Source organism: Bradyrhizobium sp. PMVTL-01 (assembly GCF_051861855.1).
In the GTDB taxonomy this organism is placed as follows: domain Bacteria; phylum Pseudomonadota; class Alphaproteobacteria; order Rhizobiales; family Xanthobacteraceae; genus Bradyrhizobium.
Genome location: NZ_CP193982.1, coordinates 1851565 through 1878117 on the forward strand (window position 1 = coordinate 1851565; position 26553 = coordinate 1878117).

At 60.3% G+C, this 26553-nt stretch carries 19 protein-coding genes and 2 pseudogenes; 12 read left to right on the forward strand and 9 right to left on the reverse strand.

From position 1 onward, the window contains the following. Positions 1–2 precede the first annotated feature (2 nt). Genes ACRQ5Q_RS08545 through ACRQ5Q_RS08560 form a run of 4 tightly spaced genes read left to right on the forward strand, consistent with a single transcriptional unit; the run spans position 3 to position 4835 of the window. Positions 3–1046, forward strand: coding sequence for a caspase family protein (locus ACRQ5Q_RS08545; RefSeq protein WP_439397083.1), 1044 nt, complete (start codon positions 3–5; stop codon positions 1044–1046). Then, positions 1039–2106 (forward strand): hypothetical protein, encoded by a 1068-nt coding sequence (locus tag ACRQ5Q_RS08550; protein ID WP_439397084.1) that lies wholly within the window; start codon positions 1039–1041, stop codon positions 2104–2106. The genes ACRQ5Q_RS08545 and ACRQ5Q_RS08550 overlap by 8 nt, the downstream gene beginning before the upstream one ends. Before the next feature lie 21 nt (positions 2107–2127). Further along, positions 2128–3477, forward strand: a complete 1350-nt coding sequence (locus ACRQ5Q_RS08555) for an IS701 family transposase (RefSeq protein ID WP_439397085.1) — start codon at positions 2128–2130, stop codon at positions 3475–3477. Further along, positions 3474–4835, forward strand: a complete 1362-nt coding sequence (locus ACRQ5Q_RS08560) for a hypothetical protein (protein WP_439397086.1) — start codon at positions 3474–3476, stop codon at positions 4833–4835. Before ACRQ5Q_RS08555 ends, ACRQ5Q_RS08560 begins: the two co-directional genes overlap by 4 nt. On the opposite strand, the gene ACRQ5Q_RS08565 is transcribed toward ACRQ5Q_RS08560, so the two are convergent. From ACRQ5Q_RS08565 to ACRQ5Q_RS08590, 6 genes are all read right to left on the reverse strand, one after another. Further along, positions 4832–6088 (reverse strand): S8 family peptidase, encoded by a 1257-nt coding sequence (locus ACRQ5Q_RS08565; RefSeq protein WP_439397087.1) that lies wholly within the window; start codon positions 6086–6088, stop codon positions 4832–4834. The genes ACRQ5Q_RS08560 and ACRQ5Q_RS08565 overlap by 4 nt on opposite strands. A gap of 473 nt (positions 6089–6561) precedes the next feature. After that, a complete protein-coding gene (locus ACRQ5Q_RS08570; protein ID WP_439397088.1) occupies positions 6562–7794 on the reverse strand; it encodes a hypothetical protein in 1233 nt (410 codons plus the stop codon). Positions 7795–7807: 13 nt separating this feature from the next. Beyond that, positions 7808–8182, reverse strand: coding sequence for a hypothetical protein (locus tag ACRQ5Q_RS08575; RefSeq protein ID WP_439397090.1), 375 nt, complete (start codon positions 8180–8182; stop codon positions 7808–7810). 239 nt (positions 8183–8421) lie between these two features. Continuing rightward, the gene (locus ACRQ5Q_RS08580) at positions 8422–9078 is read right to left on the reverse strand and encodes a DJ-1/PfpI family protein (protein ID WP_439397092.1); all 657 of its coding nucleotides are present in this window, start codon (positions 9076–9078) and stop codon (positions 8422–8424) included. Between the two features lie 337 nt (positions 9079–9415). Then, the gene (locus tag ACRQ5Q_RS08585) at positions 9416–9799 is read right to left on the reverse strand and encodes a hypothetical protein (RefSeq protein WP_439397093.1); all 384 of its coding nucleotides are present in this window, start codon (positions 9797–9799) and stop codon (positions 9416–9418) included. A gap of 382 nt (positions 9800–10181) precedes the next feature. Further along, positions 10182–10403, reverse strand: coding sequence for a hypothetical protein (locus ACRQ5Q_RS08590; RefSeq protein ID WP_439397095.1), 222 nt, complete (start codon positions 10401–10403; stop codon positions 10182–10184). 525 nt (positions 10404–10928) lie between these two features. Here ACRQ5Q_RS08590 and ACRQ5Q_RS08595 point away from each other — a divergent pair. After that, positions 10929–11186: a hypothetical protein gene (locus tag ACRQ5Q_RS08595; RefSeq protein ID WP_424578217.1), complete on the forward strand. Its 258-nt coding sequence runs from the start codon at positions 10929–10931 to the stop codon at positions 11184–11186. A 326-nt stretch (positions 11187–11512) separates the two neighbouring features. Here ACRQ5Q_RS08595 and ACRQ5Q_RS08600 read toward each other — a convergent pair whose 3' ends face one another. Then, entirely contained in the window at positions 11513–11656 is a 144-nt protein-coding gene (locus ACRQ5Q_RS08600) for a hypothetical protein (protein WP_424578216.1), read from the reverse strand. Between the two features lie 242 nt (positions 11657–11898). Between ACRQ5Q_RS08600 and ACRQ5Q_RS08605 the strand changes: the two genes are divergently transcribed. Next, entirely contained in the window at positions 11899–12843 is a 945-nt protein-coding gene (locus ACRQ5Q_RS08605) for a helix-turn-helix domain-containing protein (protein ID WP_439397097.1), read from the forward strand. Positions 12844–13372: 529 nt separating this feature from the next. Here ACRQ5Q_RS08605 and ACRQ5Q_RS08610 read toward each other — a convergent pair. Next, complete coding sequence (locus ACRQ5Q_RS08610; protein WP_424578213.1) at positions 13373–13588, reverse strand: helix-turn-helix transcriptional regulator; 216 nt, start codon at positions 13586–13588, stop codon at positions 13373–13375. 523 nt (positions 13589–14111) lie between these two features. Here ACRQ5Q_RS08610 and ACRQ5Q_RS08615 point away from each other — a divergent pair. From ACRQ5Q_RS08615 to ACRQ5Q_RS08640, 6 genes and pseudogenes are all read left to right on the forward strand, one after another. Beyond that, positions 14112–15308 carry a DUF932 domain-containing protein gene (locus ACRQ5Q_RS08615; RefSeq protein ID WP_439397099.1) on the forward strand — a complete coding sequence of 399 codons (1197 nt, stop codon included), beginning with the start codon at positions 14112–14114 and terminating at the stop codon, positions 15306–15308. Between the two features lie 173 nt (positions 15309–15481). Beyond that, positions 15482–17622, forward strand: a pseudogene (locus ACRQ5Q_RS08620) (ParB/RepB/Spo0J family partition protein). A 102-nt stretch (positions 17623–17724) separates the two neighbouring features. Further along, positions 17725–18137, forward strand: a pseudogene (locus ACRQ5Q_RS08625) (hypothetical protein). Positions 18138–18412: 275 nt separating this feature from the next. After that, on the forward strand, positions 18413–22747 hold the full coding sequence (locus tag ACRQ5Q_RS08630; RefSeq protein WP_439397101.1) for a strawberry notch-like NTP hydrolase domain-containing protein: 4335 nt from the start codon (positions 18413–18415) through the stop codon (positions 22745–22747). Then, positions 22747–23814, forward strand: coding sequence for a DUF7146 domain-containing protein (locus tag ACRQ5Q_RS08635; RefSeq protein ID WP_439397103.1), 1068 nt, complete (start codon positions 22747–22749; stop codon positions 23812–23814). The genes ACRQ5Q_RS08630 and ACRQ5Q_RS08635 overlap by 1 nt, the downstream gene beginning before the upstream one ends. Before the next feature lie 325 nt (positions 23815–24139). After that, positions 24140–25069, forward strand: a complete 930-nt coding sequence (locus ACRQ5Q_RS08640; protein WP_439397105.1) for a DUF2493 domain-containing protein — start codon at positions 24140–24142, stop codon at positions 25067–25069. A gap of 180 nt (positions 25070–25249) precedes the next feature. Here the strand turns inward: ACRQ5Q_RS08640 and ACRQ5Q_RS08645 are convergent, their stop codons facing one another. Then, positions 25250–26350 carry a HEPN/Toprim-associated domain-containing protein gene (locus ACRQ5Q_RS08645; RefSeq protein WP_439397107.1) on the reverse strand — a complete coding sequence of 367 codons (1101 nt, stop codon included), beginning with the start codon at positions 26348–26350 and terminating at the stop codon, positions 25250–25252. Between the last annotated feature and the right edge of the window lie 203 nt (positions 26351–26553).

Sequence of the window (26553 nt, forward strand, 5' to 3'; positions counted from 1 at the left end):
TGGTGCCCAACGATGACGACTACGCCATCGTCGTAGGCATCGCCACGTATGCCAGCTACCAGGCCATCGATGCGGCTGAGGGCGATGCGCGAGATTTTGCGAAGTGGCTGTGCGACCCCCAGGGTGGTGATCTGCCCAAAAAAAACGTCAGTCTGGTTCTCTCCAGCGATCTGCCGCCGCAACTACGGATCGGCCGTCCGATACGAGACGACGTGGAAGACGAATTCATCAAGCTTTTGAATAACCGAGTTGGCCGCATAGGACGTCGGTTCTACTTCTATTTTTCAGGCCATGGCTGTGCACCGTCCTATGACGAGATTGCGCTGATCATGGCGAACTCTTCGAAGGGCGTACCGAACCGCAATATTGGAGCGCGGCTATACGCGGCAACTCTTGTAGAACGCGCCAACTTCGATGAACTGGTGTTTTTCCTGGATTGCTGTCGCGGTGTAGACGATACGGTCGACCCGCAACAGCCGCCGTTCAAGCGGCCTCAGCCTGCAGTCGACTACACGAATGTCAAATTGACGGTCGCGGTAGGCAGCCAGATTGGGCAACTCTCAAACGCGCCGGACTCCCCGACCCAACGCAGTTTCTTCACCGAATTTCTTCTTGAGGGCTTGCGGGGCGCGGCAGCGGCAGGCGATCAATCGATTTCGGTAGAGTCGCTGATGCAGTACGTTAAGCCAAAGGTGACTGCGAAGGCACTCAACTACGGCAAGCGGCAGGTTCCTGAACTTGCAAAGCCCGCTGAAATCATTTTTCGAAAGGGAATAAACAATCAGCGACTCATCACGTTGGGTATAACGCCGGGCTGGCCGCGGCCGATTGAACTACAGCGAGGCGATGGTACGCTGGTCCGGCGCAGCAACGTTGGTGACACCAAACTGCAGGCGGTGCTCGCCCCGGGGCTTTATCAAATTGTATTCCTTGGCGACTCCGGAACCGGGGAACCGGACGTCCGTCAGATCATTCGAATCAACTTCGGTACGACCGGCGCTACCGCAGAACTCGATCACCAGAGGACGGTCGAATATAATGTCTGATCCGAACCCGACGTCAGGTTCTATTCCGCTGACTGTCGAAGGACCGACGGCGGGAGCCGAACTCGGCATCTACGATTCCTCTTTCAAACTCTTGACGCGTGGCGTCGGAGAACTGAGGGCGGATCTAGCTCCGGGGCTTTACGATCTCGAAGCGAAGATCGCCGGTAGTTCCGAGCGCAAGAGTGTCATGCTTGGTGGGAGCGCAGTGAAAATCGCCGCCAGCGATTGGCAACTCCAATACAGGACGTCCGCACCACTTCCGCGCTCTTCGATAGTGCGCGAAGGACATGATACGGCCGCGCAACGCTACAGCACCACCGTAACGCTCCGCGCTCATCCCGTAGGACCTTGTCGGCTTTTGGTTTTTGGGCGTGTCCTGGTGCGGGGAGAGGACAACCAGTGGGTAAAGACGACAGACCCGTTCTGGCGCGAAATTAGACTTACCGACACTGCGGGTCACCAAGTTACCGATTTTTCAAGTGGAGTAATGAGCAATCTGGACGAGGGTTGGTGCGCGTTGAGCGTCGATCTGGCAGAGGGCGGATATATCCTTTCCGCGCCGGCACCCGACGGCGGCGAATACTGCCTGCCGCTTTGGTTGCAACCTAACTATGGGACCTTCGTCTTCTTTCCCGTTTTTCACCAGATTGCGTTGGACGGTTGCTCGATTGTGATGGCCCCTAAATCGGAGGGATTTGTACCGGAGCGTCAAACCGAAGCGGAATACGGCGAAACGCTACTTGGCGGTTTTCGCCGCGCCAAGATTTTGGTTAACGAAGCGGCCGTTCGGCAAATGCTGGATCGAAAGTTCTACAATCCATTTGCGGCCATCATCGCGGCTTACGCCCTGCTGCAGAGAACCGATCGTCCCGTCGACGTCGATCTGATACGAACCGTGGTTTCAAACTTGCGCTCGGCCCTTGGCAGCCGTCAGCCGGATATTATTGCGCTTTCGTCAATGCTTTTTCGCATCGATCCGGCTAGTCAAACCGACGAGAGCCAATTGTCATTTCCGCCTAACACTACTTTGGCAGATTGTTGGATTTGGGCTCTTTATTAGGATTCCCGAATCGATTTTTCAATGATTCATGGGTGGTCGGCTCTTGGAGGGCTGACCATGGCGGAATGGGAAGACGAACTCGAACGCTGGCTGAAGCCGTTCCTGGACCGGTTGGGTCATAAGACTCGGCAGCGGATGTGTCCCCTGTACGTTGCGGGATTGATCGGCCCGGGCGATCGCAAGAGCGTTCAGCCGATGGCAGAACGCCTTGCAACCGGCAACTACGATCAGCTGCACCATTTCATCGCCGACGGTGTCTGGGACGCATCACCGCTGGAATCTGAGCTGCTCAACCAGGCGGATCGGCTTGTCGGCGGCAAGGATGCGGTATTAGTCATTGATGACACCGCAATGCCGAAAAAGGGCGAACGCTCGGTTGGTGTCGCGGCTCAATATGCGTCCTCTCTTGGCAAAACGGCAAATTGCCAAACGCTGGTGTCGCTGACCCTTGCGCGCGGCGAAGTGCCCGTGATGGTCGCATTGCGTCTCTTTCTGCCCGAGAGTTGGACAGGCAATGTGTCTCGTTTGATGCGTGCTCGGGTGCCGATCGAATACCGAACGGCAAGATCCAAGCCAGAAATCGCTTTGGCTGAGGTTGATCGAGCGATGGCAGCCAACGTGCGCTTTGGATGTGTGCTGGCGGATGCAGGATACGGGCTCAGCGCACCATTTCGACAAGGGCTAACAGAACGCGGATTGGCCTGGGCCGTCGGCATCCCTCGGCACCTCAAGGTGTATCCGGTTGATGTGAAGCTCATTTGGCCGATTACCAAAGTCCGCGGGAAACCACGAAAGCACCACGTGCCGGATATCTTATCGATTGCGGCAGAACACATGCTGGCGAGCGCCAAATGGAAAACCGTGAGTTGGCGCAGCGGGACAAAAGGTCGGCTGAAAGCCCGATTTGCTGCTCTCCGTGTCCGCACCGCCGACGGCCCTCCGCAGCGAATCTGGGATAAGGGTCAGCAGCATCTCCCGGGCGACGAAGCTTGGCTCATTGGCGAGCAGCGTGCCTCAGGGGAGAAGAAATACTATCTCGCCAACCTCCCTGCGGCGACGGATCTGCGCACACTGGCCGCCACCATCAAGGCACGATGGATTTGTGAGCAGGCGCATCAGCAGTTGAAGGAGGAGCTTGGGCTTGATCACTTCGAAGGGCGATCATGGCAGGGTCTTCATCGCCACGCCCTGATGACAATGATTGCCTACGCCTTCTTGCAGCACCGTCGCCTCGCACATGCGGGACGGAAAAAAAAGAATCAATGGGCCTCCGCCTCAACCAACCATGCCCGCCGTACGCCACGCCATCGTCGATCTCATTCTCCGGCCGCCATCGCAGCGATGCCCGCACTGCAGAAGACGAATCCGTGAAAAACCACAGCACAAACCAAATCTGCCAAAGTAGTGCTAACCTGCGTATCGGTTTCGACGCGGTTCGTGCCCGCTCGGCAGTGGTACCTGCTGTTCTTCAATTGAACCCCGTCGTTTCGGAAGCATTGCAAAATTTGCTGCCAGGTCAATACACAGTCTGGCGGCGAGACGCCGCCGGAAGCCGCCCGTTCTTAAGCAAGGTGGCAGAGCAAGCCGGCAGGCTGCTGCAGAAGGTACCAGGCCTTGTGCAGAACTTTCTGAAGGCGCCGCCGGCGACGCCCGACCTCAATGCTGCGATTCAGCGCTTTGAGACGTGGATCCGCGACAAGGATTCGACGCAACTGGCGTCTGACCTCGGTCTGCCGCCGGCGCTGGTCGAGAGTGCCAAAGACAAGACACAGCGGCTGCTCCGCGCGGCTCAAAATTTTCCGCAAAGCAGCGCCGGTCAAGCTTTGCAGCGATTGCCGACAACTGCAGCTGAGGCCATTGGCTCCATTATCCTGAATGCTGCCGACGCCGGGTTATCACGTCAGCCTGTATCGGATCGCGACCGGAAAACGATCGGGTCCATTGTGGATTTGTGGATTCCTGAAGATTCAGAGAGAAACCTGCAAGCCTCAACGGTCGCTCGAAGCAAGCGGCGGATGGTGCTGCTGAGCGGAACTGCATTGAAGGCGTGCGAATTGCTGGGGCACGATACGCCCGAAGCCGACGATGCTATGCTGCTGGCTGGCATGCTGGGTGGGCTAGCGACGGGCTTTTTTCCGTTTCTGCTAGTCGGACGCAAACTTGAAATAAGAATACGATCAGGCTGGTTCGTGAAACTCAAGGCCCAGGACTATCGCGGTACAATCTCAGCGACCCCGCTGGGAGCAAAATTTGAAGGCCGTATTTCGCAACTATTGTATGGCCGCTGGTATGGCTACGGGCCGGTCGAAGCGGAAGCGTTCGTGCCCGTCGCCGTGAGGGGTGACATCAATGCTCGCTTTCTCAATCTCCAAGACGAGTATTGGGCGATGGCAATCGACGAACTAGATGCAGCTCTTGTCGGCGATCAGGAAATTGACAAAACAAGTCCGGCAGCGCTCGAGACGTGGAAAGCGGGACGATTGATCGATCTCGCGTCGGTGATCGATCATGCCGCCTGTGATTTTGTCGATATCGTTAGGGACGCTGATGATCCCCGCAATCTTTCCCGAACGCCAGCGTTGAGCAGCCTCCGTGAAACCATCAGACCGCTACGCGAAAACGTGCAAGCTTCTATCGAAACGGTGCCGGGGACTAACGTGGCGCCTTCACTTGGGCCGCTCAGGCTATCCTTGCCGGCGCCCGCTAGCCCAATCGGAGCTAAACGCTAAGCGCCGGGTATTGCTTCAATCGCTGCGGCCAAAGCTTGCTCACAGTCGATCATGCCGGCACCCACACATGTCTGGGGTCCGGAAAGCTTTTTCGCCGTCTTACGGATAATGTCAGCGACCTGAGCGGGCTTGAGTTGGCTATTTTTCGACAGCATCAGCGCGGCGAGTCCCGCGACCTGAGGACACGCACCACTTGTTCCCCACCATTCCATCACTTGGTAGCCGTCTTTCCAGACGACCTCACCGAACGTTGGGCTGACCACGTCGGGTTTCTTGAACTGATCGGCCCACTCGCCGGGGCCTCGGCTCGAATTGGTGTGCTTGCTTGGGATCATCTGATTGGAGCCATTGCGATCGACGGTGCCGACCGAAATGACACGGTCGTGGGAGTTCACGCTCCAGATCGTGTTGGGAGTATCCCCGTCCGGTTTATGCTGGCACACATCGACGTGATTGTTGCCTGCGGCGAAGACCACGGTAATGTCTGCATCAATCGCGGCCAGTATGTTCCTTAGATAGGGGTGGTCCCGCTGCATGACGCTGTTTGACGCGCATTGATACAGTCCATAGCTGTTTGAGATAACGAGCGGGCCGCTGATCGTGCCGGTCTTCTTGGCGCTGATGAGCTCGTCGTAGATGAGGAACAAGTCGGTCGCGGAGAAGTCCGTCCGTACCGCAATCAGTTTGGCTTCCGGAGCGACCCCGTCATACTTGCCCCCGTCGGCGATGGAACCTACGGCGATCGCCGCGCACATGGAGCCGTGTCCAACCTCATCGCTCCAGTGGTTGCTGTGAGCCGCGCTCGGAATATCGAGGTCCAGTCGCCGGGCCGGGCCGAATTCCTTCAAGGTCTTGGTGACCCCGGTGTCTATGATCGCTACGGTGACGCCGGCTCCCTTCGTCGTCGACCACGCTTGGGGCGCGCGGATCATTGTTGTAACCTCCGCAAGGTTTCCCCCCGCAGGCGAAAGTAACGGGCCCGGTTTCTTAAGCCAGAACTGCGACTGAGGATCTCGTGGAATGCCGGGATCGAAGATTTGAAACTGGACGTCTTCGTAGAGTTCAGAACCTTCAGCGATGAGTTGATTCGCCGTTTCCGGACTTAAGGTCGCAATTGTTGTGTCGGGGTGGGTTCGAGAAGGCCTAATTGATGCCGCTTCTGTGTCAATCCCTGTCTCAATCCCCTTGGAAACGATGCGATCTCTCGCCAACGCAGGTCGGTCCTGGGGTGCTACGATGAAATACCGCCTCATGTTGCCTCTCTGACAGTTCGTTAAGGTGCAACGCAGTCTTGCAACACCGAACAGGAACGTTGAACAGTTGGATTCATTGTAACGGTGCGGGCGTTGTCAGGTATAGTGCACGGCCTAAGACGCAGGAGCCATATGTTTCTCACTTTTGAAACCGACCAAGCTAGGGATGATTTCTTGCATATGGTCGCGCAGGATAATCCGCTGTTGTACGCTAAGCTGAGGCCGGCCAAATCTCAGCCTGTCATTGTCGCCAGAGATTTCACCGCAGAAGAGGAGGCATGGATCAGGAGCAAGGTTGGAGAGACCACAAAGGTCCATGGCGACGTTCATTTCTCACCTTTCTAGCGCTCACAATCCGTTGCGACATTGGTTGTCCGCGATAGCCCCGAACGAAAGTTTTAAAATAGCCCGATCAGTTCAGCGCGATCAGCGTGTCCTCGGTTGGAATGCTTATGGGATCACTTGTTGTACTTTCACCAAATGCACCGAGCAGGTGGCGCACTCGCTTCTCTTTTTCCTCTAAATGGAATCGAGTAGACGAAATCTGTTTGAAGATAGAATGGCTTTCCATCCTTCTTGAACCATTCAGGATCTGGCACGCCCCGTTCCATCAGAAGCTTGTCGGTGCCTGGCTCAAATGCCTTTTCGCCGATCAGTCCCTTGCATACCACCGGATCCAAACCCAAGGCAGGTAATGTCGGAGTCATCGCACACAATGCCCTCGCCTGCGCGGCGGGTAGAGGGGTGTTCTGCGAAATCGTTGCCGTCGCGTGGCACGTGATGCAAGACGACCGCTGAAAGGCGAATTCGACAAAGTGGTCCGACAGCATCGTGGCCGTTCCATCGGTACGCGTGAACTCAGTTTGAGTGCCGCCGGGCCGATAATTTTCCCAAACGGTTCCTTTGACCATAAGGGGCATCCCGAATGTGTCGGGCGTCTCAAACGTGTTGGAAGGGTTGTCCTTGTGATGAAAAGTCGCCCAGAACCAGTTGGGAACATCTTTTGTGAGGATGTGCAATGCCACGAGGCCGTATTTCTTTCCTTGAAACTCCGCCGTGTAATAGGTCTGCTGTTTGTCGGCGGGAATTAGTCGCTCAACGAAATCGATCCACGCGGCCTTGACTTCGATAGAGTCCGGCGGAAATTGGATCGCACTCTTCGTGCCGTCTTCAACGGCTTTCGCGTAACGTTGTTGACCATCGCGGCTGAATAGGCATTCTCGCCGAACGAACTCGTAGGTGCTGCGGTTAAGTCGCGTTTCGCCGAACCCACCGGAATCGTGGAATATGCCATCGGTCGGTGAAAACAGAATTCCTGGCTGACCTGCGCCGACGAGAGGTTGAAGCTGTGGCACCTTGCCGGGTTTTTCGTCTGGCAGGGAAGTATCGTTCCACTCCGGAGGTTCTCTCCCATCGCTCAGATAGACTTCCGAGTCTGCGTTGCGCCATGTTTCCCAAACGGAAGTGCTGCCGGGAGAGCCGAAGGGGCGAGTGCAGTCTGGCACGCCGCGCCCGAACTTCTTGTCCATTGCAGGATGATTGAGCATGACGAATAAATTCCAAGCATGCTTGCTTGGCCAATCCAACGCGTCCGACCTCGCAGGTATCGTTCTGCAGTAATTTTCGGGTGTCGCAATCCCGTCGGTAGCCAGCAACATTGCATGGAGAAAGACAAACCCGGCCAAGAGTCGCATCGGCTTGATCATTGCCATTCTCCTTTCAGCCGTTTTCAGGCGAACCTGCTGCCAGCCATGCATGGATGTCGGAAAGTATTTGCTGCCCAGTCACGACAGTGCCGTCGGCAAGCGTGATCGAATAGTTGGAATCGGAAACAAACGGCCCCGTTTTCGGCATTTGGGGCATCGCGCACCACCCCTGCTGCAGAATTTGGTAAAACGCCGACTTGGTGGGATCGATTTTATCGATGATGGGGACAGGCGCGCCTCCGCAGCGCTTGTTCGGAACGTCGCCCGCAGCGAACTTTTCAAATGTCGTCTGCCAGAAGAGCCCGTGCAGACTGTTGTTCGCGTCAAGGTTTGCTTTCCGGGCGATCTTGTCGAGATACTCCTGAAGACGCAGAAAGGTTATTGCCACGCCAGCCCTCCTTGCGAACACGATGTGCCAAGATCAAACCTACCATTCAATTGTAAATTGTCTAGGATGAAGTTGCAGGTGGGAGGCGAGTCCTGCACGTATAGCAAATTCGTAGCGAGCGTTCGGCGTTCCACGCGGCCGAGCGCCGAATGAAGCAGCGGCCGCAACCCGTCGCCGATGCAGCAACGTCCGCTAGCCGGCGCGCCGAAAGAAGTGCCTTGCCGAGCAATCGGGGCGGCCTAGGTCAGTTCGTCCCACTTGATCGGGCACTTCGGTGTCATGGGAATCACACCCATAACGGGCGGTTTTGGAAAATACTGCGTCGTAACTTGCACTTCCTTGGCGCGCTCGTCGTCGAACAGCAGGGAAATGAGTTTTAGCGCTTCATCGAGGCCAGCGGAGATGCCGCCACCGGTCAACCGGTTACCGGAAGCATTTTGTGAGACCACAAAGCGCGGATGGGTGATGTCCACCTTGATGCGAGGGAATTGCTGCAGACATTCGGTGAAATACCAGTGGGTGGTCGCCTCGTGGTTGTCCAGCAGTCCTGCACGCGCGAGCAACAGCGCACCCTCGCACACCGAGCAAACCCATTTTGCTTTGGATGCGACCTGGCGAAGATACTGCAGATAAGGAGAGACGGGATTATTCATGATGGCTTGCAGTGCAACGGGATCACCGCCGGGGACCCACACGATATCGAGGGCCGGCATCTGAGCGAAACTCGCCTGCGCCTCAAAACGCACGCCGTTTATGGATGTCACGGCGTGGCCGTCTTCAGAGATCAGGGTCGACCGCAAATCGCCATTGTCATGGCCCGCCCAATAGAACATTTCGAGTGGACCGGCGACGTCGAGCAGATTGACGCCTTCATAAATCGGTATTCCCAGGTTCATGGCGAAACCTCTCTGATGCTGCTGCACCCCGTGGTCCCATCAAATCACGGATGCCGAATCGATATCAATCCGTTGCGGATATGCTGAGGATGCTGGAAGCGAAGCGCTTGAGGAGTTTCACTTCTGCGTCGAAAACGGAACGAGCAGCCCTTGGCCAGCATTCAACCGATATATATCGGCGGCGTTCGCTTAAAAGAACGCGTTCGAAATCCACCGAGCAAATAGTTATGCCTCTCCAGCCTATGCAAGATCGGGTCCTTGCCGAAAAACATAAGTGTCTGCCGTCGATCTTCTGCGGCACCGTACGGCATTGTTGCACGCATGAAGTTCGTACCCATCACGGCGGCAGCCGTAAGTCCCAGACTGCGGGCGGTGAACTGAATTTGCTGAAGACGTTCGGCACGGCTGCAAAGAAGCCCCGGGACGGAACCGGCAGCGCGGTACCCCGGCGGCGGCTACGGCGTCTCCTCACCGCTCTCGGGGTCTCGGTGACGTATGGGATTTTATCGGTAATATAGAGTGCCGACTGCGCAGCGGATGGATGCCCGCTCACAAGACGTACCGGTCCCCGAGAAGCCGTTCCATTGAACCAGACAGGTTTGTCGTTCGGCAGAGCGAGCTGGCCAATATGGCCGTTTTCGGCCTTCACGGCGAGCACGACGGTGCTCGAGTCTTCGACGACGAACTGCAGGTCGGGATGGTCGATCCGGCATTTTGGCATTCGGCTTTGGTTGACTCCTCGGGATAAGCGTCGCGCATGCGCGCAACGGTCGGTCCCGGAATGGAAACAGTTGATCCGTTGGGAGTCGTAAAATTCGGGATGAAACCGCTCCTGAAAACCTAGGTGAAAGTATCGGTGGCGCAGTACAATTTGTGCAATGCTGGGTAGCATACACGGCCGTGTAGATTCTGCAACGCTTGGCCGCCCGCTATTGCGGTTCAGGCAGATTAGGCGTGAGGAGCACGTTCTGACAGATGTTGAGCAGGCCGAGGAAGAGGCCTGGGAGCGGAAGAGGGATCGCGCGGAGAGGCGGAATTCTTGGGCGACGTATTCTGTAACAGGCCCGCTTTCCCGAGTGGGACTTTCATCCGACCGCCAACTCTCATTTAAACTCGAACAGGTCTATGTGTTCCGCGGCTCTGCATTGCGCCGCAGTTTCCGCGACGCGAAGGTGCAGCGGCTTGAGCATATGGCGGGTGACATCGCTGTAGGCCTCGCGGCGCTTGTAGCAGCGAAAACGGAAGAGTGGCTTGGGCGCGAAGCGGAGCAGCGGAGAATCGAAGAGGAGCGTCGTCGCCGCGAACTGGATGCGCGCATCAAGCATATAGAGGGATCGCCGTACCACTTGGGCGAGAGAGCACCTGGCAAAGCGCGAGGCTGGCCTGTCGGCGCAGGCGATCGAGGATCAGTTCGAGACGGAGCGGCTATTCGACGACGATGCCGATCGCGATTTCACGCCATCCAGATGGTGCTAAGCGACCATACGGGCGAGTGTACCCATAAGTTGTGGGCTGCGCACCTGGCGGCAGCGCTCCAGGCGCCGGACCACAAGCCCTTTGATACCTTGCAGAAGATCACGCTCAATTACCCCAATCGAGGAATCAGCCGTGAGCAACCGTGTAAGTGGGGTAGTCGAGTGGGACACTTGTGCACCAGACGAGTAGTCTGCCGATCACATTGAAGCTGCGAAGGTTTCCGGGGCGTAAACGGAAAGTGGGGCGCTACTTGGGGACTGTAATAAGTGATCATTCGTGATCATCACGATACGTCACGAGGCATCAGTTTAGCGAAGGCAGCTTCACCGTAACTCTAAATGGACATCTGCCATAATGGGCACGGCGGAGTGATCTTGGATGAACTTAGTCACAGCATCCGGGGGCTTGCGATTCTCAAAACCTCCGGTGTGTTCAAGGAAGAGGGAGGCTCCTTCTACGAAATCGCCTCGCAGATCGGTAGCCTTACAGCATTCAGCATATCGCAGTGTTTGGGAGCCACAGCAGCAAAGCTCATCGTCCTGGCACTCCCGCTGGCGGTAGTAGGCTTCCGCGCGTGGATCTGCGCCAATGATTCCATACTGCTTTCCCGGCCATCGGCCGCATATTTCTAAATGGAGGTGCCGAAGAGCCCAAACCGTGTAGAGATCGAAGAGAGTACTAAGGTCGCCACCCTCGATCCAAACTCCGTCGTTGGGCGAGAACGCACAAATTGAACCGTCCCAGAAGTTTGTGTGACGCGGGCCGATCCAGCGCGCCGGCTCGGCCGCATCAGTCCAAAAGCCCCACGCGCGCGGCAATAAACCCGCTCGGTATGGAAGGGCTAAGAGAAATATGGCTTTTCGCTGCAAGCCCGAAATTACCGAGCTTTTGGCGAGAAGCCACATTCCGTCTTTGTCTGCGAAAGTCTGAAGAGTGGGATACGCCTCAGCAAGGCGGATCACTTGATCTTCGTAAGCGGCACGCAGGTCGCCGCCGATCCATGATGAGGAACGGGCCGCCCATGATCGACCGGCCGTCCCTTGTCGTCGGGCGGCCCCTTTCCGTGGTCGGGCTGAGGGTCCTCGCGTACTTTGTCGTTCATTACCAATCTCCTGAGTTGAAGTGAGCACCGGCAACTGGTCGTCGACGGTGATCAAGCCATGGACATGGACTCGGAGAGGCCGGTGTTGGTCCAATGCAGTTCCGACCTCATGCAACACGGCCCGGACGTCCTTCCCCAGGGAGGCTTCACCCAGAATCGGAAATGTGCGAGTCTTTGTCACACGCACAGCCTGCGCCCGAGTCGCCGGTTGTGTCAAGCCGTGCCATTCGCACAGAGGGAGCATGCCATCATTTGACGAAAAGCTGGTTCGAGCCATAAGGCGGAAACGAGAGGCTGAAGGTTTGAGCATCCGAGCGCTGTCAGCAGCCATCGGCGTCAGTTTTTCAACGCTCGCGAGAATCGAAAGAGGGGAAGGACTGCCAGATAACAACTCCAAAATTCGACTTATGGAGTGGCTTGGTCCTGATGCCGAAGACGCCGGGCTCGGGTTCGATAAAGTCGCATTCGTGCACTTCCGAGCAGGCAAGAACGTTCGTTCGTTAACTGTCCGCACCCTGTTGAAAGCGGCTGAATGCCTGCGCCAAACTCTAGCGACTGGCGCTCACTGGCCTGGTCATCAGGACATTGATGACCACGCAAGTCCTCCCAGCGTGTCGCTGTCCAAAGAAGAGCTTGAGCAAGCCGCTGAAAAGTTCAGAGCGGATCTAGGGCTCTCGCGGGATGAGCCAATCGATAGCCTTCGCATCGAAGTGGATGGGGTGCAAGTTGTCCCTGCTGGGAGGACGAACTGCCTTGATGCGCAAACAGTGAGACATCTAAGGGGGATTGCCGGAGGCGAATGGTCTGCAATGACTATTCCGCTGGATGCTGACAATGAGAATTGGGTCGTGCTCTTGAATGACAGTCACACGATCGAGCGCCAACGCGTAACTCTATTGGAGGAGTACTGGCACATCCTTCTGGGCCACAAGCTCACAAAGATAGCCCGCGTAGCTGAATCATACGGCAGAACATACGACAAGACGGAGGAGCACGACGCTTATTATCTGGCTTCCGCAGTACTGCTCCCGAGGACGGCGGTTGTCGAAGCAGTAAGCAAGAAACGGACCTCGAACGAAATCGCGCAGACGTTCGGTACGTCGACCGAATTGGTTGAGTATCGAGTGAAGCGCCTTGGTCTCTGGCGTGAGCACACCGGTAAGCAGATCAAGTTGTCTCACGACTAACCGGATCTACCACTGACTTTCGATCGCCATGATATGCCTGAAGCGGCGCCGCTCTGCGGGCCTTGCCGTTTTGAGTTTCGGAAACCAGTCGCTCGATTCTGTAAAACCAAGTGCGTCCAACATACGCGTTCATGTGCCGGACCAATGCTGATCTCGATGAAATCGAGCCGAGGTTTCTCTTCGCAAAGCCTTTCGCCTCCTTTGTCAAATCTGACGTTGTTGCGCATGTCCCGTTTGTAGCCCGCTATCGGCGATAACGCCAAGTAGACCGCGCATTACTCTGGCGTCAACATTAGCCTCCCAATTCTTACACTCGATATGAATTTTGGCGCGCGGGCCCGCCGTTTCTGCTCGCGTGTTTTCGCGACGTTCTTAATCGCCTTTTCGATCGTTCGTTGCCGCGGCAACAACCGATGATCACTATCATGCATGTCTGACCTCTAGCATTTCGGGCACAGCAGCTAAACCCGGTCGGGGCATACAAGCTGATCGCGCTCGGAATATTTGTGCGCGACGTCGATGCCCCATGCTAGCCCACATCCAGTCCTTTCGACGCACTACAAATCACAAGATTCCTGCGGTCCCATGCGTCAAGCTCGTCAACTGGGTATAAGACGGCTTTCCCGATCTTGATGTAAGCAGGCCCTGTTCGCATCGCGCGCCAATTCCGCAGCGTACCCACGGTAATCTCGCCACGATAGCGTGCAGACACTTCCTCGGTGGTAAGGAACTTAGCGTCTGTCATACGTCTTCTCCATCACTCCATCGTACGAGCCGTCATGGTCGATACCGCTTTGATGTTTACATCTAGAATGACGAAAGAAAACGACAATCTCGATAGCCCTGCCAGCTTGCGTCGAACGCCGACGGGTTGGCGCGTCGACCTTCGTTGATCCTCGTGGGATAGCGCGACGGAGCGTAATAAAAATACTTAGTCCTCTCGGCTGCTGGCTTGCGATGTACCCAAGGTGCGAGCGCATCCACGATGGACATGAAAGGGAGATCGCACGAGAAATCCGATGCGGTGAAGTGAGGAACAGCTCTGCGGAAGCGGCCAAACGGGCGGAAATTTGTCGATCCCGGCATCCTGAATTCTCGGGAGGCCTTTGAGGGGAAAGCCTTCCCCTACGCCCGAGCCTGAGGTCTCGGTCGACCCCTTCTGCGGGGAAACCGCGCAACGCCCCCTTAGAGCGAGAGGGCGGACGGGCTTCGCCGTGACGGGTTGAAGAACGGAGGAGAGGCCTCCGGCGCCTGTCGTGGAGATGACCATGACCCAAGTCGAAGTTCTCGATGCTGCTTGCAAACACGCTGGCGGCTACAAGGTGGATGTGACCCGCGGCGAGCGCGTCGGCCGCGTATCCTCGGAGTGGTTCGCGCGGCCGGCGGACGAGCGCTATCTGTCACTGTCGGACCTCCATGCCACCGTGCGCGGACGGACAGAACGCAGCCGGACCCGGACCGTTGAGAGCGCTGCGATCCGAGTTGAGGCCAGCCGCGACGATGTCGAGCACCTGGTTCTGCGGCTGCCCGGTTCCGACGCGCCGGTCGCGCCGACTCACTGGAGCTTCGGCCAACTTGCCAGCCTGGTCGGAGCGCCCGCGGCCTACCTCCGGCAGCTTCCCGTGCCGCTGGCTGGCATCAATCTGCAATACGGCTTGACCTCCCATTCCGCCGAGCAGGTGAAGACGCTCGAGATCGAAGACGGTCGCGTCGAGCTTCGCGCCGTTACGGGCCCCGAATACGGGCGCATATTTGACCACGAACTCGTGGCGGCCGTTGAGCTCATCGCCGGCAATGGTACGGGCGACACGCGCTGGAAGATCCCTGGCGTGCTCGACTGGTCGACTGGCGTCTACAATCCGAACGTCGATATCACTCAGGATACGACGACGCTCTACGCGTCCGATCGCGATGTCTTCCTGTTCCTGGTCGACGATCTCAATCCGATCGAGGCCGGCCGATTGAGCGACGGCTCGCCGGACCTCTATTTCCGTGGCTTCTACTGCTGGAATTCCGAGGTGGGCGCGAAGACGCTCGGCATGGCGAGCTTCTATCTTCGCGCCGTCTGCCAGAACCGCAATCTTTGGGGCGTCGAGGACTTTGAGGAGATCACCATCCGCCACTCCAAATACGCCGCCTCACGGTTTGCCCACGAGGCGGCCCCGGCGCTGGCCAGCTTTGCCAATTCCTCACCGAGGCCCTTCGTCAACGGCATCAACGTCGCACGGCAAAAGATCGTCGCCCGCACCGACGACGACCGCAACGAATTCCTGCGCAAGCGTGGGTTCTCTAAGGCCGAGACAGCGAGGATCATCGAACGGGTGTTATCTGAGGAAGGGCGCAAGCCCGAAAGCGTATTCGATTTCGTGCAAGGCATCACAGCGGTTGCGCGCGGCAAGACTCATCAGGACGCAAGACTCGATCTTGAGACGCGCGCGAAGCAGCTGCTCGATCGCGCAACCTGATACCTGGAAAGCCGGAGATGCGGAACGGCGTGTCTGGCGGTTTCATGCCCTTCCGTTCGTACTGATCGTCGGTTTGCGGCGGGGCCCTTGAGAGGAAGAGGGCCGCGCTGCGCTTCGTGACGGGTTGGAGGACCAAAGAGAGTCTTTGGGCCGCCCGTCGCGGAGTATCACCCATGGCTAACGCCGTTAAGAAGATCACCCTGTCGTCCTCGCGCGACATTCCCTTCAATAAGCTGGTGCTCAGCCAGTCGAACGTCCGGCGCGTGAAGGCCGGCATCTCCATCGAAGAGCTGGCCGAGGACATCGCCCGGCGTACCCTGCTCCAAAGCCTCAATGTCCGTCCGGTCCTCGACGTGGAGGGCGCCGAGACCGGCATGTTCGAGATCCCGGCCGGCGGACGGCGCTACCGTGCGCTGGAGCTGCTCGTGAAGCAAAAGCGCCTGGCCAAGACCGCGCCGGTGCCTTGTGTCGTACGCGACCCGGCGACCGACATTCTCGCCGAGGACGACTCGCTTGCGGAGAATATTCAGCGCGCGCCGCTACATCCGCTTGACCAATTCCGGGCATTCCTGGCTTTGCGCGAGAAGGGGCAGTCCGAGGAGGATATCGCCGCTGCCTTCTTCACGTCGGCTAATGTCGTGAAGCAGCGGCTGCGCCTCGCCGTGGCCTCGCCAGCACTGCTCGAAATTTATGCCGACGATGGCATGTCGCTCGAGCAGTTGATGGCTTTCACCGTCAGCGCAGATCATGGACGCCAGGAGCAGGTCTGGCAGGCCATCTCCGGCTCTTGGCACAAGGAGCCCTATCAGATCCGCCGCATGTTGACGGAAAAGACGGTGCGTGCCTCCGACCGGCGCGCCGTATTTGTGGGTATCGACGCCTACGAGACGGCCGGTGGCGTGGTGCTGCGCGACCTGTTCCAGTCCGACGATGGCGGCTGGCTTGAGGACGTTGCTCTGCTCGACGGCCTGGTTGCCGAGAAGCTGAAGGTAGAGGCGGAAACGATCGCCCCGAAGGTTGGAAGTGGGTCGAGGTCGCGATCGACTTCCCCTATGGCCATACGCGCGGCTTGCGCGAACTGGACGGCGTGCCCGCCGATCTCACCATCGAACGGGCGACCATCGAGGCGCTCGAGGCCGAATATGCCAAGCTCGAAGCCGAGCATGACGGCGCGGATGAGCTTCCCGATGAAGTTGACCTGCGCCTTGGCGAAATTGAGACGGCTCTCGCCGCATTCAATGATCGACCCGCCATCTATCAGCCGGCCGACATCGCCCGCGCGGGCGTGTTTGTCGGCATCGACGCCGAGGGCAAGCTCTTGGTTGATCGCGGCTACGTCCGACCCGAGGACGAAGTGCCCGTGACCGAACCGGAGCAGGGCACGGGCGGTGAACCTGTCGCCGCGGCCATGGATGGCGACGAACCATCAGCACCGGCTGTCCAGCGCGCCGTCATCACCATCGGCGGGCAGGTCGCGGATCCCGAGGACGAGGATGACGATGCGGTGAAGCCGCTGCCGGACCGTCTTCTGACCGAGCTCACGGCGGAGCGGACACTGGCGCTGCGCGACAAGCTGGCGATCACCCCTTCGGTCGCTTTCCAATCGGTGCTGCACAAATTCTGCCTGGACGTGTTCTCGCGCTATTCCTCCTTTGCTTCGGCGATGGAGGTCTCCGTGCGCAGCGCGAGTTTTCCGGTGCAGGCGCAAGGGTTGAAGGACACTCCGGCGGCCAAGGCGATCGACGCGCGCCACAAGACCTGGGAGGAGCGCTTGCCGAAAGACAAGTCCGATCTCTGGGACTGGCTCACGGCTCTCACGGGCGACGAGCAGGCGGCGCTCTTTGCGCACTGCGCCTCATTTGGCGTCAACGCGCTCTACGAGAAGGGCGACCGCTACGGCGGCGGCGCCACCCCGCACGCCGTCGAGCAGCGGATCGCGGATGCGAACTGCATCGCTCTCGCCGTCGACCTCGACATGGTGGCGTCCGGTTGGCGCCCGACCGTCGAGAACTATCTCGGCCGGGTCCCGAAGCGCCGCATCCTGGAGGCGGTGGGGGAGGGGGCCGGCGCGCGAGCTGCCCAGCTCATCGACCATCTGAAGAAAGGCGACATGGCCAAGGAGGCCGAACGGCTCCTGGCCGGGACCGGGTGGTTGCCCGAACCCCTGCGAATGGCCGACGTCGACCAGGCTGCGAGCGCCGACGCCGTGCAGTCTGAAAGCGATAGCGAGGCGCTGCCGGAATTCCTCACCGGCGACGACGAGGAAGCTCCGGCCGATGAAGCGGACGAGCCGCACATGATCGCGGCCGAATAACTCGACCGCGCGGGCCGGCTTCGGCCGTCCCGCGTCTCTTCACTACCAATCCACCCCAAAGCCCGGCTCCCGCCGGGCTTTTGCATTATTATGGAGGCTCTCGTGTCCCTTTTCACCATCGAGACGACCTATCGCCTGCGGATCTATCGGCAGCGAACTTACGACGCCGAAACGCTCGACCAAGCCTGCGATCTCGCGATCGCCGACGAGGGCTGGGACGACAGCAAGTCGGACGTTGAAGCATCCCGCCATACCTATGTCACTGGTGCATGGGAAGGCCGCGACGCCGCCTATATCGGCCGACTCCTGTCGTTTCCCTCACGTTTTGACGAGCAGGTCCAGCGCAAGGCCGATCATTTCGAGGTGCTGCTCGGTCTGCTTAAGATCCTCGCTCACGCTCCGGAGGGTGGCTCAACAGATGTCGAGCTTTGGCGTCGGCGGGCAGACGCTGCCATCGCGAAGGCCGAGGCCTTCTCGCGGCCGAAAACGATCCGATCGAGGGAGCTGCGTCATGAGGCAATACATCGTCACCGTCGTCAAGCACGACGCGAGCTACCTCGCAGCAGCCGCCGCCGAGGCTGACGACGGCTAAGGTTGGCCTTCTTGGCAGTTTGGATACTGAGGAATGCTCTGTGCGCGGCGCCCCGCCATCCGGTGGGGCGCCGTATCTCATGTCGGGCACCGCCTTGATGCTGAGAGCGAGAGGGCTGCCGGAACGGGTTTGAGCCGGTCCGGTCCAGAGAGAGCGCCGATCGGCTCGCCCGTTCCCGCTCTCCTTAAGGCTCCCCTCATGAACCACCTTTTCTGGATTGCGGCCGACGAGGCCGCCCCGGTCTCTCCTGTGCGCGCTGCTCCTGAGAGCGTCAGCGTTATCATCGCTGCGGCTGAGCAGCTTCTCCCGCATCTTGAGCATGGTCGGCGCATTGACGCCGCAATCCTACGCTCCGCAATGGAAGCGGCCTTCGGCGCATCCGATGCGACGGGCGCATGGGATTGGAAGACGGCCTACGATGCCTGTGAAGCTGCCAGCGCCATATTCCTGCGCAAATACGGAAAGGCGCTGTTCCGCAAAGCCGCTTCTCCGGCTTCACGACTTTCCGCCTTGGACAAGATCGCGAAGCTTCTGCCGACCCACACGCGTCGCTCTGCCGCGAGCGAGACTTTCCAGCAATTCTCGACCCCGATCTCGCTCGGCCTGGCCTCGGTGACCGCGGCCGCCGTTACGGCGGCGGATCGAGTGTTGGAGCCATCCGCCGGCACCGGGCTGCTCGCCATCCTAGCTGAGATCGCGGGCGGCGCCCTCGTGCTGAACGAACTGGCCGAGACCCGGGCCATGTTGCTCTCTTCCTTCTTTCCGGCCATTTCCGTCACGCGCTTTGACGCCGCCCAGATCGATGATCACCTCGATCCCACGGTGGTCCCGAGTGTCGTGCTGATGAACCCGCCGTTCTCGGCGATGGCGAACGTCTCCGGCCGCATGGCCGACACGGCGTACCGTCACATCGCCTCCGCCCTGGCCCGTCTGGCTGATGGCGGCCGGCTGGTGACGATCACCGGAGCAAACTTCTCACCTGAAGCATCTGCCTGGCGCGATGCTTTCGCCCGATTGCAGGAACGCAGCCGCGTGGTGTTCACCGCCGCGATCGCCGACACGGTCTATGCCAAGCACGGCACCACGATGGAGACGCGCCTCACCGTGATCGACAAAGTGCCTGCCGATGATCCGAACGCGTTCCCGGAGTCGCCGGGAATGGCGCCCGATGTCGCGACGCTGCTCCGTTGGATCGGCGAACACGTTCCACCCCGCCCGAGCGTCGCGTCAACCGCTGCACTTCCCATGTCAGCATCGTCGGCGCCTCGTACTGTGCGCGGCTATCTGGCGCGGGCCGCTGCACGGCCGGTCAACGCACCGGTCACCGATCCCGAGGGCGTCGACCTCGCCTACGAGACAGTCGATTGGACACCGCCCGAGGGCGCGCGCCTCAGCGACGCCATCTACGAGGAATACCGTCTCCAATCGATCCGGATCGCCGGTGCGCAGGCGCATCCGACGAAGCTGGTGCAGTCGGCCGCGATGGCCTCGGTCGCGCCGCCGAAGCCGAGCTATCGGCCGCGCCTGCTGGCGAATCTCGTCAGCGACGGCATCCTGTCCGACGCCCAGCTTGAGACGGTCATCTATGCCGGCGAGGCGCATGGCAACTACCTCGCCGGCGCTTGGACGGTTGACGAGACCTTCGACCTCGTCACGGCCGCCCGTGACGACGCACCGAACGCAGTCTGCTTCCGTCGAGGCTTTATGCTCGGCGACGGGACCGGCGCCGGCAAGGGCCGCCAGTCCGCCGGCATTATTCTCGACAACTGGCTACAAGGCCGGCGAAAGGCTGTTTGGATATCGAAGTCCGACAAGCTGCTCGAGGATGCCCAGCGCGATTGGTCGGCGCTCGGCATGGAGCGTCTGCTGGTCACGCCGCTCTCGCGCTTTCCTCAAGGACGCGAGATCCGGTTGGCCGAAGGCGTCCTATTTTTAACCTACGCTACGCTGCGGTCCGACGACCGCGGCGAGAAGCTTTCGCGCGTCCGGCAGATTGTTCAATGGTTGGGCTCCGACTTCGACGGCGTCATCATTTTCGACGAGAGCCATGCCATGCAGAATGCCGGTGGCGGCAAGGGCGAGCGGGGCGATGTCGCACCCTCGCAGCAGGGGCGTGCGGGTTTGCGCCTTCAGCATGCGCTCCCCAACGCTCGCATCGTCTATGTCTCGGCGACCGGCGCCACCACCGTCCACAATCTCGCTTACGCCCAGCGGCTCGGGCTCTGGGGCGGCGAGGATTTTCCGTTCGCCACCCGCGCCGAGTTCGTCGAGGCGATCGAGGAGGGCGGCGTCGCGGCGATGGAGGTGCTCTCGCGCGATCTTCGCTCGCTCGGCCTCTACACCGCCCGCTCGCTTTCCTACGACGGGGTCGAATACGAACTCCTTGAGCACCAGCTCACCGACGAGCAGCGGCGCATCTATGACGCCTACGCCGGTGCGTTCGCCATCATTCACAATCATCTCGACGCGGCGATGCAGGCCGCCAACGTCACCGGCGAGACCGGCACGCTCAACCGTCACGCCAAGTCGGCCGCGCGCTCGGCCTTCGAGTCCGCCAAGCAGCGCTTCTTCGGCCATCTGCTCACCAGCATGAAGACGCCGACCCTGGTCCGCTCCATCGAGCGAGACCTCGCCGACGGCCATGCCGCCGTGATCCAGATCGTGTCTACGGGCGAGGCGTTGATGGAGCGCCGGCTCGCCGAAATCGCACCTGAGGAATGGAATGACGTGCGCGTGGACATCACGCCGCGCGAGTACGTGCTGGATTACCTCGCCCATTCCTTCCCTGTGCAGCTCTATGAGCCCTTCACTGACAGCGACGGCAATCTCTCGTCCCGGCCTGTCTTCCGTGACGGCCAGCCGGTCGAGAGCCGCGAAGCCGTCGCCCGCCGCAATGAGTTGATCGAGCGACTCGCTTCGCTCCCGCCTGTTCCCGGCGCGCTCGACCAGATCGTGCAGCGTTTTGGCACGGACCTCGTGGCGGAAGTGACGGGACGTTCGCGGCGCGTGGTGCGTCGGGGTGGCCGCCTTGCCGTGGAGAACCGTTCGGCCTCCGCCAACCTCGCAGAGACCGCTGCGTTCATGGATGATTTGAAGCGCGTACTTGTCTTCTCGGAGGCTGGCGGCACGGGCCGTAGCTACCACGCCGAGCTCTCGTCGCGGAATCGCCGGCTTCGCGTCCATTATTTGCTCGAGCCGGGTTGGAAGGCCGATGCCGCGATCCAGGGCCTCGGTCGAACCAACCGCACCAACCAGGCGCAGCCACCTCTGTTCCGCCCCATTGCGACCGACGTGAAGGCGGAGAAGCGCTTCCTCTCGACCATTGCCCGCCGGCTCGACACGCTCGGTGCCATCACGCGCGGCCAGCGCCAGACCGGCGGCCAAGGCCTGTTCCGGCCCGAGGACAATCTTGAGAGCCACTACGCCCGCGATGCGCTGCGCCAGCTCTACCTGCTGCTCGCGCGCGGCAAGGTCGAAGGCTGCTCGCTCCAGACCTTCGAGGACGCCACGGGTTTGATTCTCGTGGACGAAAACGGCATCAAGGACGAGCTGCCGCCGATCACGACGTTCCTGAACCGGCTGCTCGCGCTCACCATCGACCTGCAAGGCCTACTGTTCACGGCCTTCGAGCAGTTGCTGAACGCCAAGGTCGAGGGCGCCATTGCCAGCGGCGTCTATGACGTCGGCCTGGAGACTCTGCAGGCTGACAGCTTCGTCGTCACCGATCGGCACCCGATCTACACGCACCCCGCGACCGGCGCGGAAACCCGGCTGCTCACGATCACGGAACGCCGGCGCAACCGTCCAATGACGCTGGATCATGCACTCGATTATCTCGCCGATGCTCGGGCTGTGCTGCTGGTCAACGAGCGCTCGGGGCGTGCCGCGGTGCAGTTTCCGGCGCCGAGCTTCATGCTCGATGACGGCGAGATCGAACGCCGCGTCCGGCTGATCCGCCCCATGGAGCAGCATCATGCTTCGATGAAGGTGATGGACGAAAGCCACTGGCAGCCTGCAGATCGCGAGACATTCGCCGCAGCCTGGAACGGCGAAGTTGTCGATGTTCCCGAGTTCGCTGAAAGTACCCTCCACATCGTCGCTGGTCTGCTGCTGCCCATCTGGAAGCGGCTCCCGAACGAGTCGACCCGGGTCTATCGGCTTCAGACCGACGAGGGCGAGCGCATCATCGGTCGCAGGGTCTCGCCGGCCTGGGCGGCGAACGCTTGCCCGACAGCGACCTGCAGCTTGACCCCACACGAGGCTTTCTCGGCGCTGATGGAGGGGCGCACCGTCCTTAACCTCGCCGTGGACCTGCAGCTCCGTCGCGTCCGCGTGATGGGCGCCCATCGTATCGAGCTGTCCGGCTTCACCGATGCGATGCGTGAGCGGCTGCTCGCGTACGGCCTCTTCAGCGAGATCATCTCGTGGAAGCTGCGCATGTTCGTGCCGACCAATGAGACCGGTGTCTCGGTGTTGGCAAAGGTGCTCGACCATTATCCGGTCGCGCGCGTCAGTGAGCGGGAGGTTGCCTGATGTCCCGCGACAACGCTTCCGAACTGGCCCGCCGTCTCGCGCGTGACGCCGAGGCTGTGTGCCGCCATTACCTGTCCAACGGGCGGCGCCAGGGCCGCTATTGGACAGTAGGTGACGTCCGCAATACGCCAGGCCGGTCGATGTTCGTCCGGCTCAGCGGACCGGAATCTGGTCCTGGCGCCGCCGGGCACTGGCGAGATGCCGCCTCGGCCGAACATGGCGACCTCCTCGACGTGATCCGCGAGAGCTGCGGTTTCACCAGCTTTCGCGATGTCGCGAATGAGGCACGACGCTTTCTGAGCTTGCCGCGTCCGGAACTGGAGTCCGAGCCAAATCACCACCGGTCGAGACAATTGCCCGCGCCCCTCGGATCGCCGGAGGCGGCGCGGCGGCTCTTCGGCATGGCGCAGTCGATCGTGGGCACGCTGGGAGAAGCGTATCTCCGCAATCGCGGCATTACGGCTTTGCACGAAACCGGAAGTCTGCGCTTTCATCCGCGCTGCTACTACCGGCCCGACGACCACAGTCCGACCGAGACTTGGCCGGCGATGATCGCTGCCGTCACCGATCTGAACGGCCATCTGACCGGCGCGCATCGCACCTGGCTTGACCCCGGAGGCTTCAGCGAGACGACGCTCGGCAAGGCGTTGATCGACACGCCGAAACGCGCGATGGGCGACCTGCTTGGTCACGCTGTTCGATTTGGCGTAGCGGGTGAGGTCATGGCGGCCGGCGAGGGCATCGAGACGATGCTGTCGCTCCGCAGCGTCCTGCGGGCCATGCCGATGGTCGCGGCCCTCTCGGCGGCGCATCTCTCCGCCATCCTCTTCCCGGACACGCTGCGCCGGCTCTACATCGCTCGCGACGACGATCCCGCAGGTAGCGGCGCCATGGCGACCTTGATCGATCGGGCGCAGGAGGCCGGGATCGAGGCGATCGTGATCTCGCCACGGCTTGGCGACTTCAACGAGGATCTTCGCCTGCTCGGATTTGACGCCCTTCGGGCCGCGAGCCGCGTGCAGATCGCGGCGCAGGACGTCGCGCGCTTTATGGAGCTGGCGGCATAGCCGGAACGGGATTAGGGCGAGGCGGCCGCTTCGTTACCGCGAGGCCGGTGGCCATGCTTCCCTCGGCGCCGGAGAGGACCGCCCCACGGCCTTCTTAAGAGGGCGATCGGGCGGCAAGCGGCCCGGACCGGCAACCTCGTGGGCCGACTATTTTCCGTCGGCGGCAGAGCCGCCTTTACATCGCGAGGCAAAATAGTCGGCCCCCTTCGGTCCTCTGCTCCGCTTCGGCCCTTCGCTTCGCTGCGGGTGCAAGTCCGTTCCGCCTGCCGCCTTCGTCGCCATGAAGGCCGCGATGGGCGCGGTCGATCCGGCGAGGAAAGCCGCAATGACCACCGACCACGACAATGATTTCGAGCCGCACCACAGCTCATCCCCGACTGACCATGTCCTCCAGGAACTCCAGCTCTATGGCTACCGTGCGTTCCAGGACGAGCCTGATCCGAGGCCGCTCCCCGAAGCGCACATCCTCGCCGGCAGCGTCGCCGACATCTTCGAGGCCTTGGTGGTGGCGCTGTCCGACAGCCGTCTCGAGCCCGACCTCGAAGACCTGCTGTGGTCGACGGTAAACGTCTTCCATCGCGCCATCGACAGGATCGAGCGAGAGCTCGACGACAACGAGCTGGCGCAGCAGCGGTCGCAGCGGGAGCAGGACGGCAGCGAGATCAAATCCGTCGAGCTGGAGCGACTGACGGCAGAGGGGCAGACCCAGATCGAGCGACGCAACGCCTTCGAGCTGATGCGAGACCAGGCCGCCGATGAGTTCGAGCGCCATACCCACTCCGCCTGGCGGCCGCGCAACGGATCGAAGGTCAACCACCGCAATCTGACCGTCGCGATGATCGACAGCCGCGATTTCTTGGCCGCGAAGAAGCGCGCCGACAACCAGGTGCTCATGCCGCCCGGCCCGAAAGTCGCGTTGACCGGCGGTCTCGAATTCAACGATCACCGGTTGATCTGGGCCAAACTTGACCAGGTGCACGCCAAGCATGTGGATATGGTGTTGCTGCACGGCGGATCGCCCAAGGGCGCCGAGTTGATCGCCGCCAAGTGGGCCGACAACCGCAAGGTCCCGCAGATCGCCTTCAAGCCCGACTGGACAAAGCATGCCAAGGCCGCTCCCTTCAAACGCTTCGATGCGATGCTCAATGAGTTGCCGATCGGCGTGATGCACTTCCCCGGCACCGGGATCCAGGACAACCTCGCTGACAAGGCGAAGAAGCTCGGCATCCCGGTCTGGAAATTCGGCGGCGCGTGAGCGCCGCAAATTTCTACTACCCGACTTGAACGACGCGATCGTGCAACTTTCGCTCCGCTTCCTCCGCCGCCTTCTCGACGGCACGAAAGATCGTGGTCCACACTTCAACCAACTCCGGAAATTCGATTTGCGCCTCGGCCGGGTTTGAACAATTCGCCACGGCGCGAAGGAACGTAGCCTCTACCTCTGCTTTTCCCTCAATCTCGCCTTGATAGGCATCGGCAGCAGCGTTGTAGCCGCTCCAGCGCACCCGCCGCAGCGCGCCTCCTTCGTCAAAGCCGCTTGGCCGAGGTAGAGCTCGATGCTTGCGGCTTTGCCGTTGACGTCGACGACATACTCCCCTTGAGGGCCGAAAGTCGGATACTGACGCGCAAGCTCCGTGTCCGGGAGCACGACCACGATCATGTTGTCCGGCAGTCCCAAGGCGGTGGCCTGCCGATACGCCTGACGTCCAGTTGTGTCGTTGTCGAATACGGCTACGAGGCGCAACGGTGCCCGCGCTGCCGCAAATGCCTTTAGGAATTTCACAAGATAGGCAGCGCCGCCATCCACGCTCAGCTCAGCGTGGTTGAAGAACGAGAAGTAATCTTTCCGCTCTGGAAACAGCGCCGTGAGCGAGCGTTGTAATATCCGAATGTCCGTGCTGCCCTCGGCAAGGATGACCGTTGTTGCCAGCGGACGGGGATCAAGGGGAGCGGAAGCTCTCTTGTCATCGCAAATGCTGGCGCCCGACTCGATCCAACCGCCGCCGATCAGCGCCGTGATGTCGAGAGAGACGTGCCGCATGTCAACGCAGGCATTCAACAAAGCCCGAAGGCTCATCAGAGATCCACAGCCGTCGAACCAAAGCCAGCCTTCGCCGTCGCGATCACGCATCCAGCGATCGATCTCGTCCGTCGCCACCTCGCGCGTGTAGAGGGTCGCCAGCACTTCGGGTGCCCGCCGATACCAATCCTCGACAGAGAATGAGCAAGGTGCCGCGACCGTTTCCTCTGCCCAATCGCCATCGGCGCAGTATTCCTCCCAGGTCTCGCGCGTCGTTGCGAGCCAAGCCTCCAGCCGTTCACGTGCCGTAGCGGCTGTGCAGCCCAAGAGATCCAGGCGGGACAAGACGACCGCTCGGGGCGCCTCGTAGACCACGTCAGAACTTTCCTCTTCATCGACCGACGGCCTGACGGATCGGTCGCTTTCCTGGAATAGCGCGCAGAAATGATCGGGAACGACGGACTTTGCGCCACAGATCTCGGTCCTATCGAAGTAGATTCCGCAGTAACTTCCCATCCATCACTCCTACAGGCCAACCTCCAGCATGGTGATGTGATCAGCGAGCGGTTGGCGCGCCCTTTGAACTCAGCCAAGTGGGCCTCCCCAACCGCACATCGACTCACAATCCATTCTAGCCGATCATCCCCGCACCGTGACGGCAACGATGTTCCAGCTGAGAGCCACGCAGCCCTGACAACCAGGCTCCTATCTGGCGGACA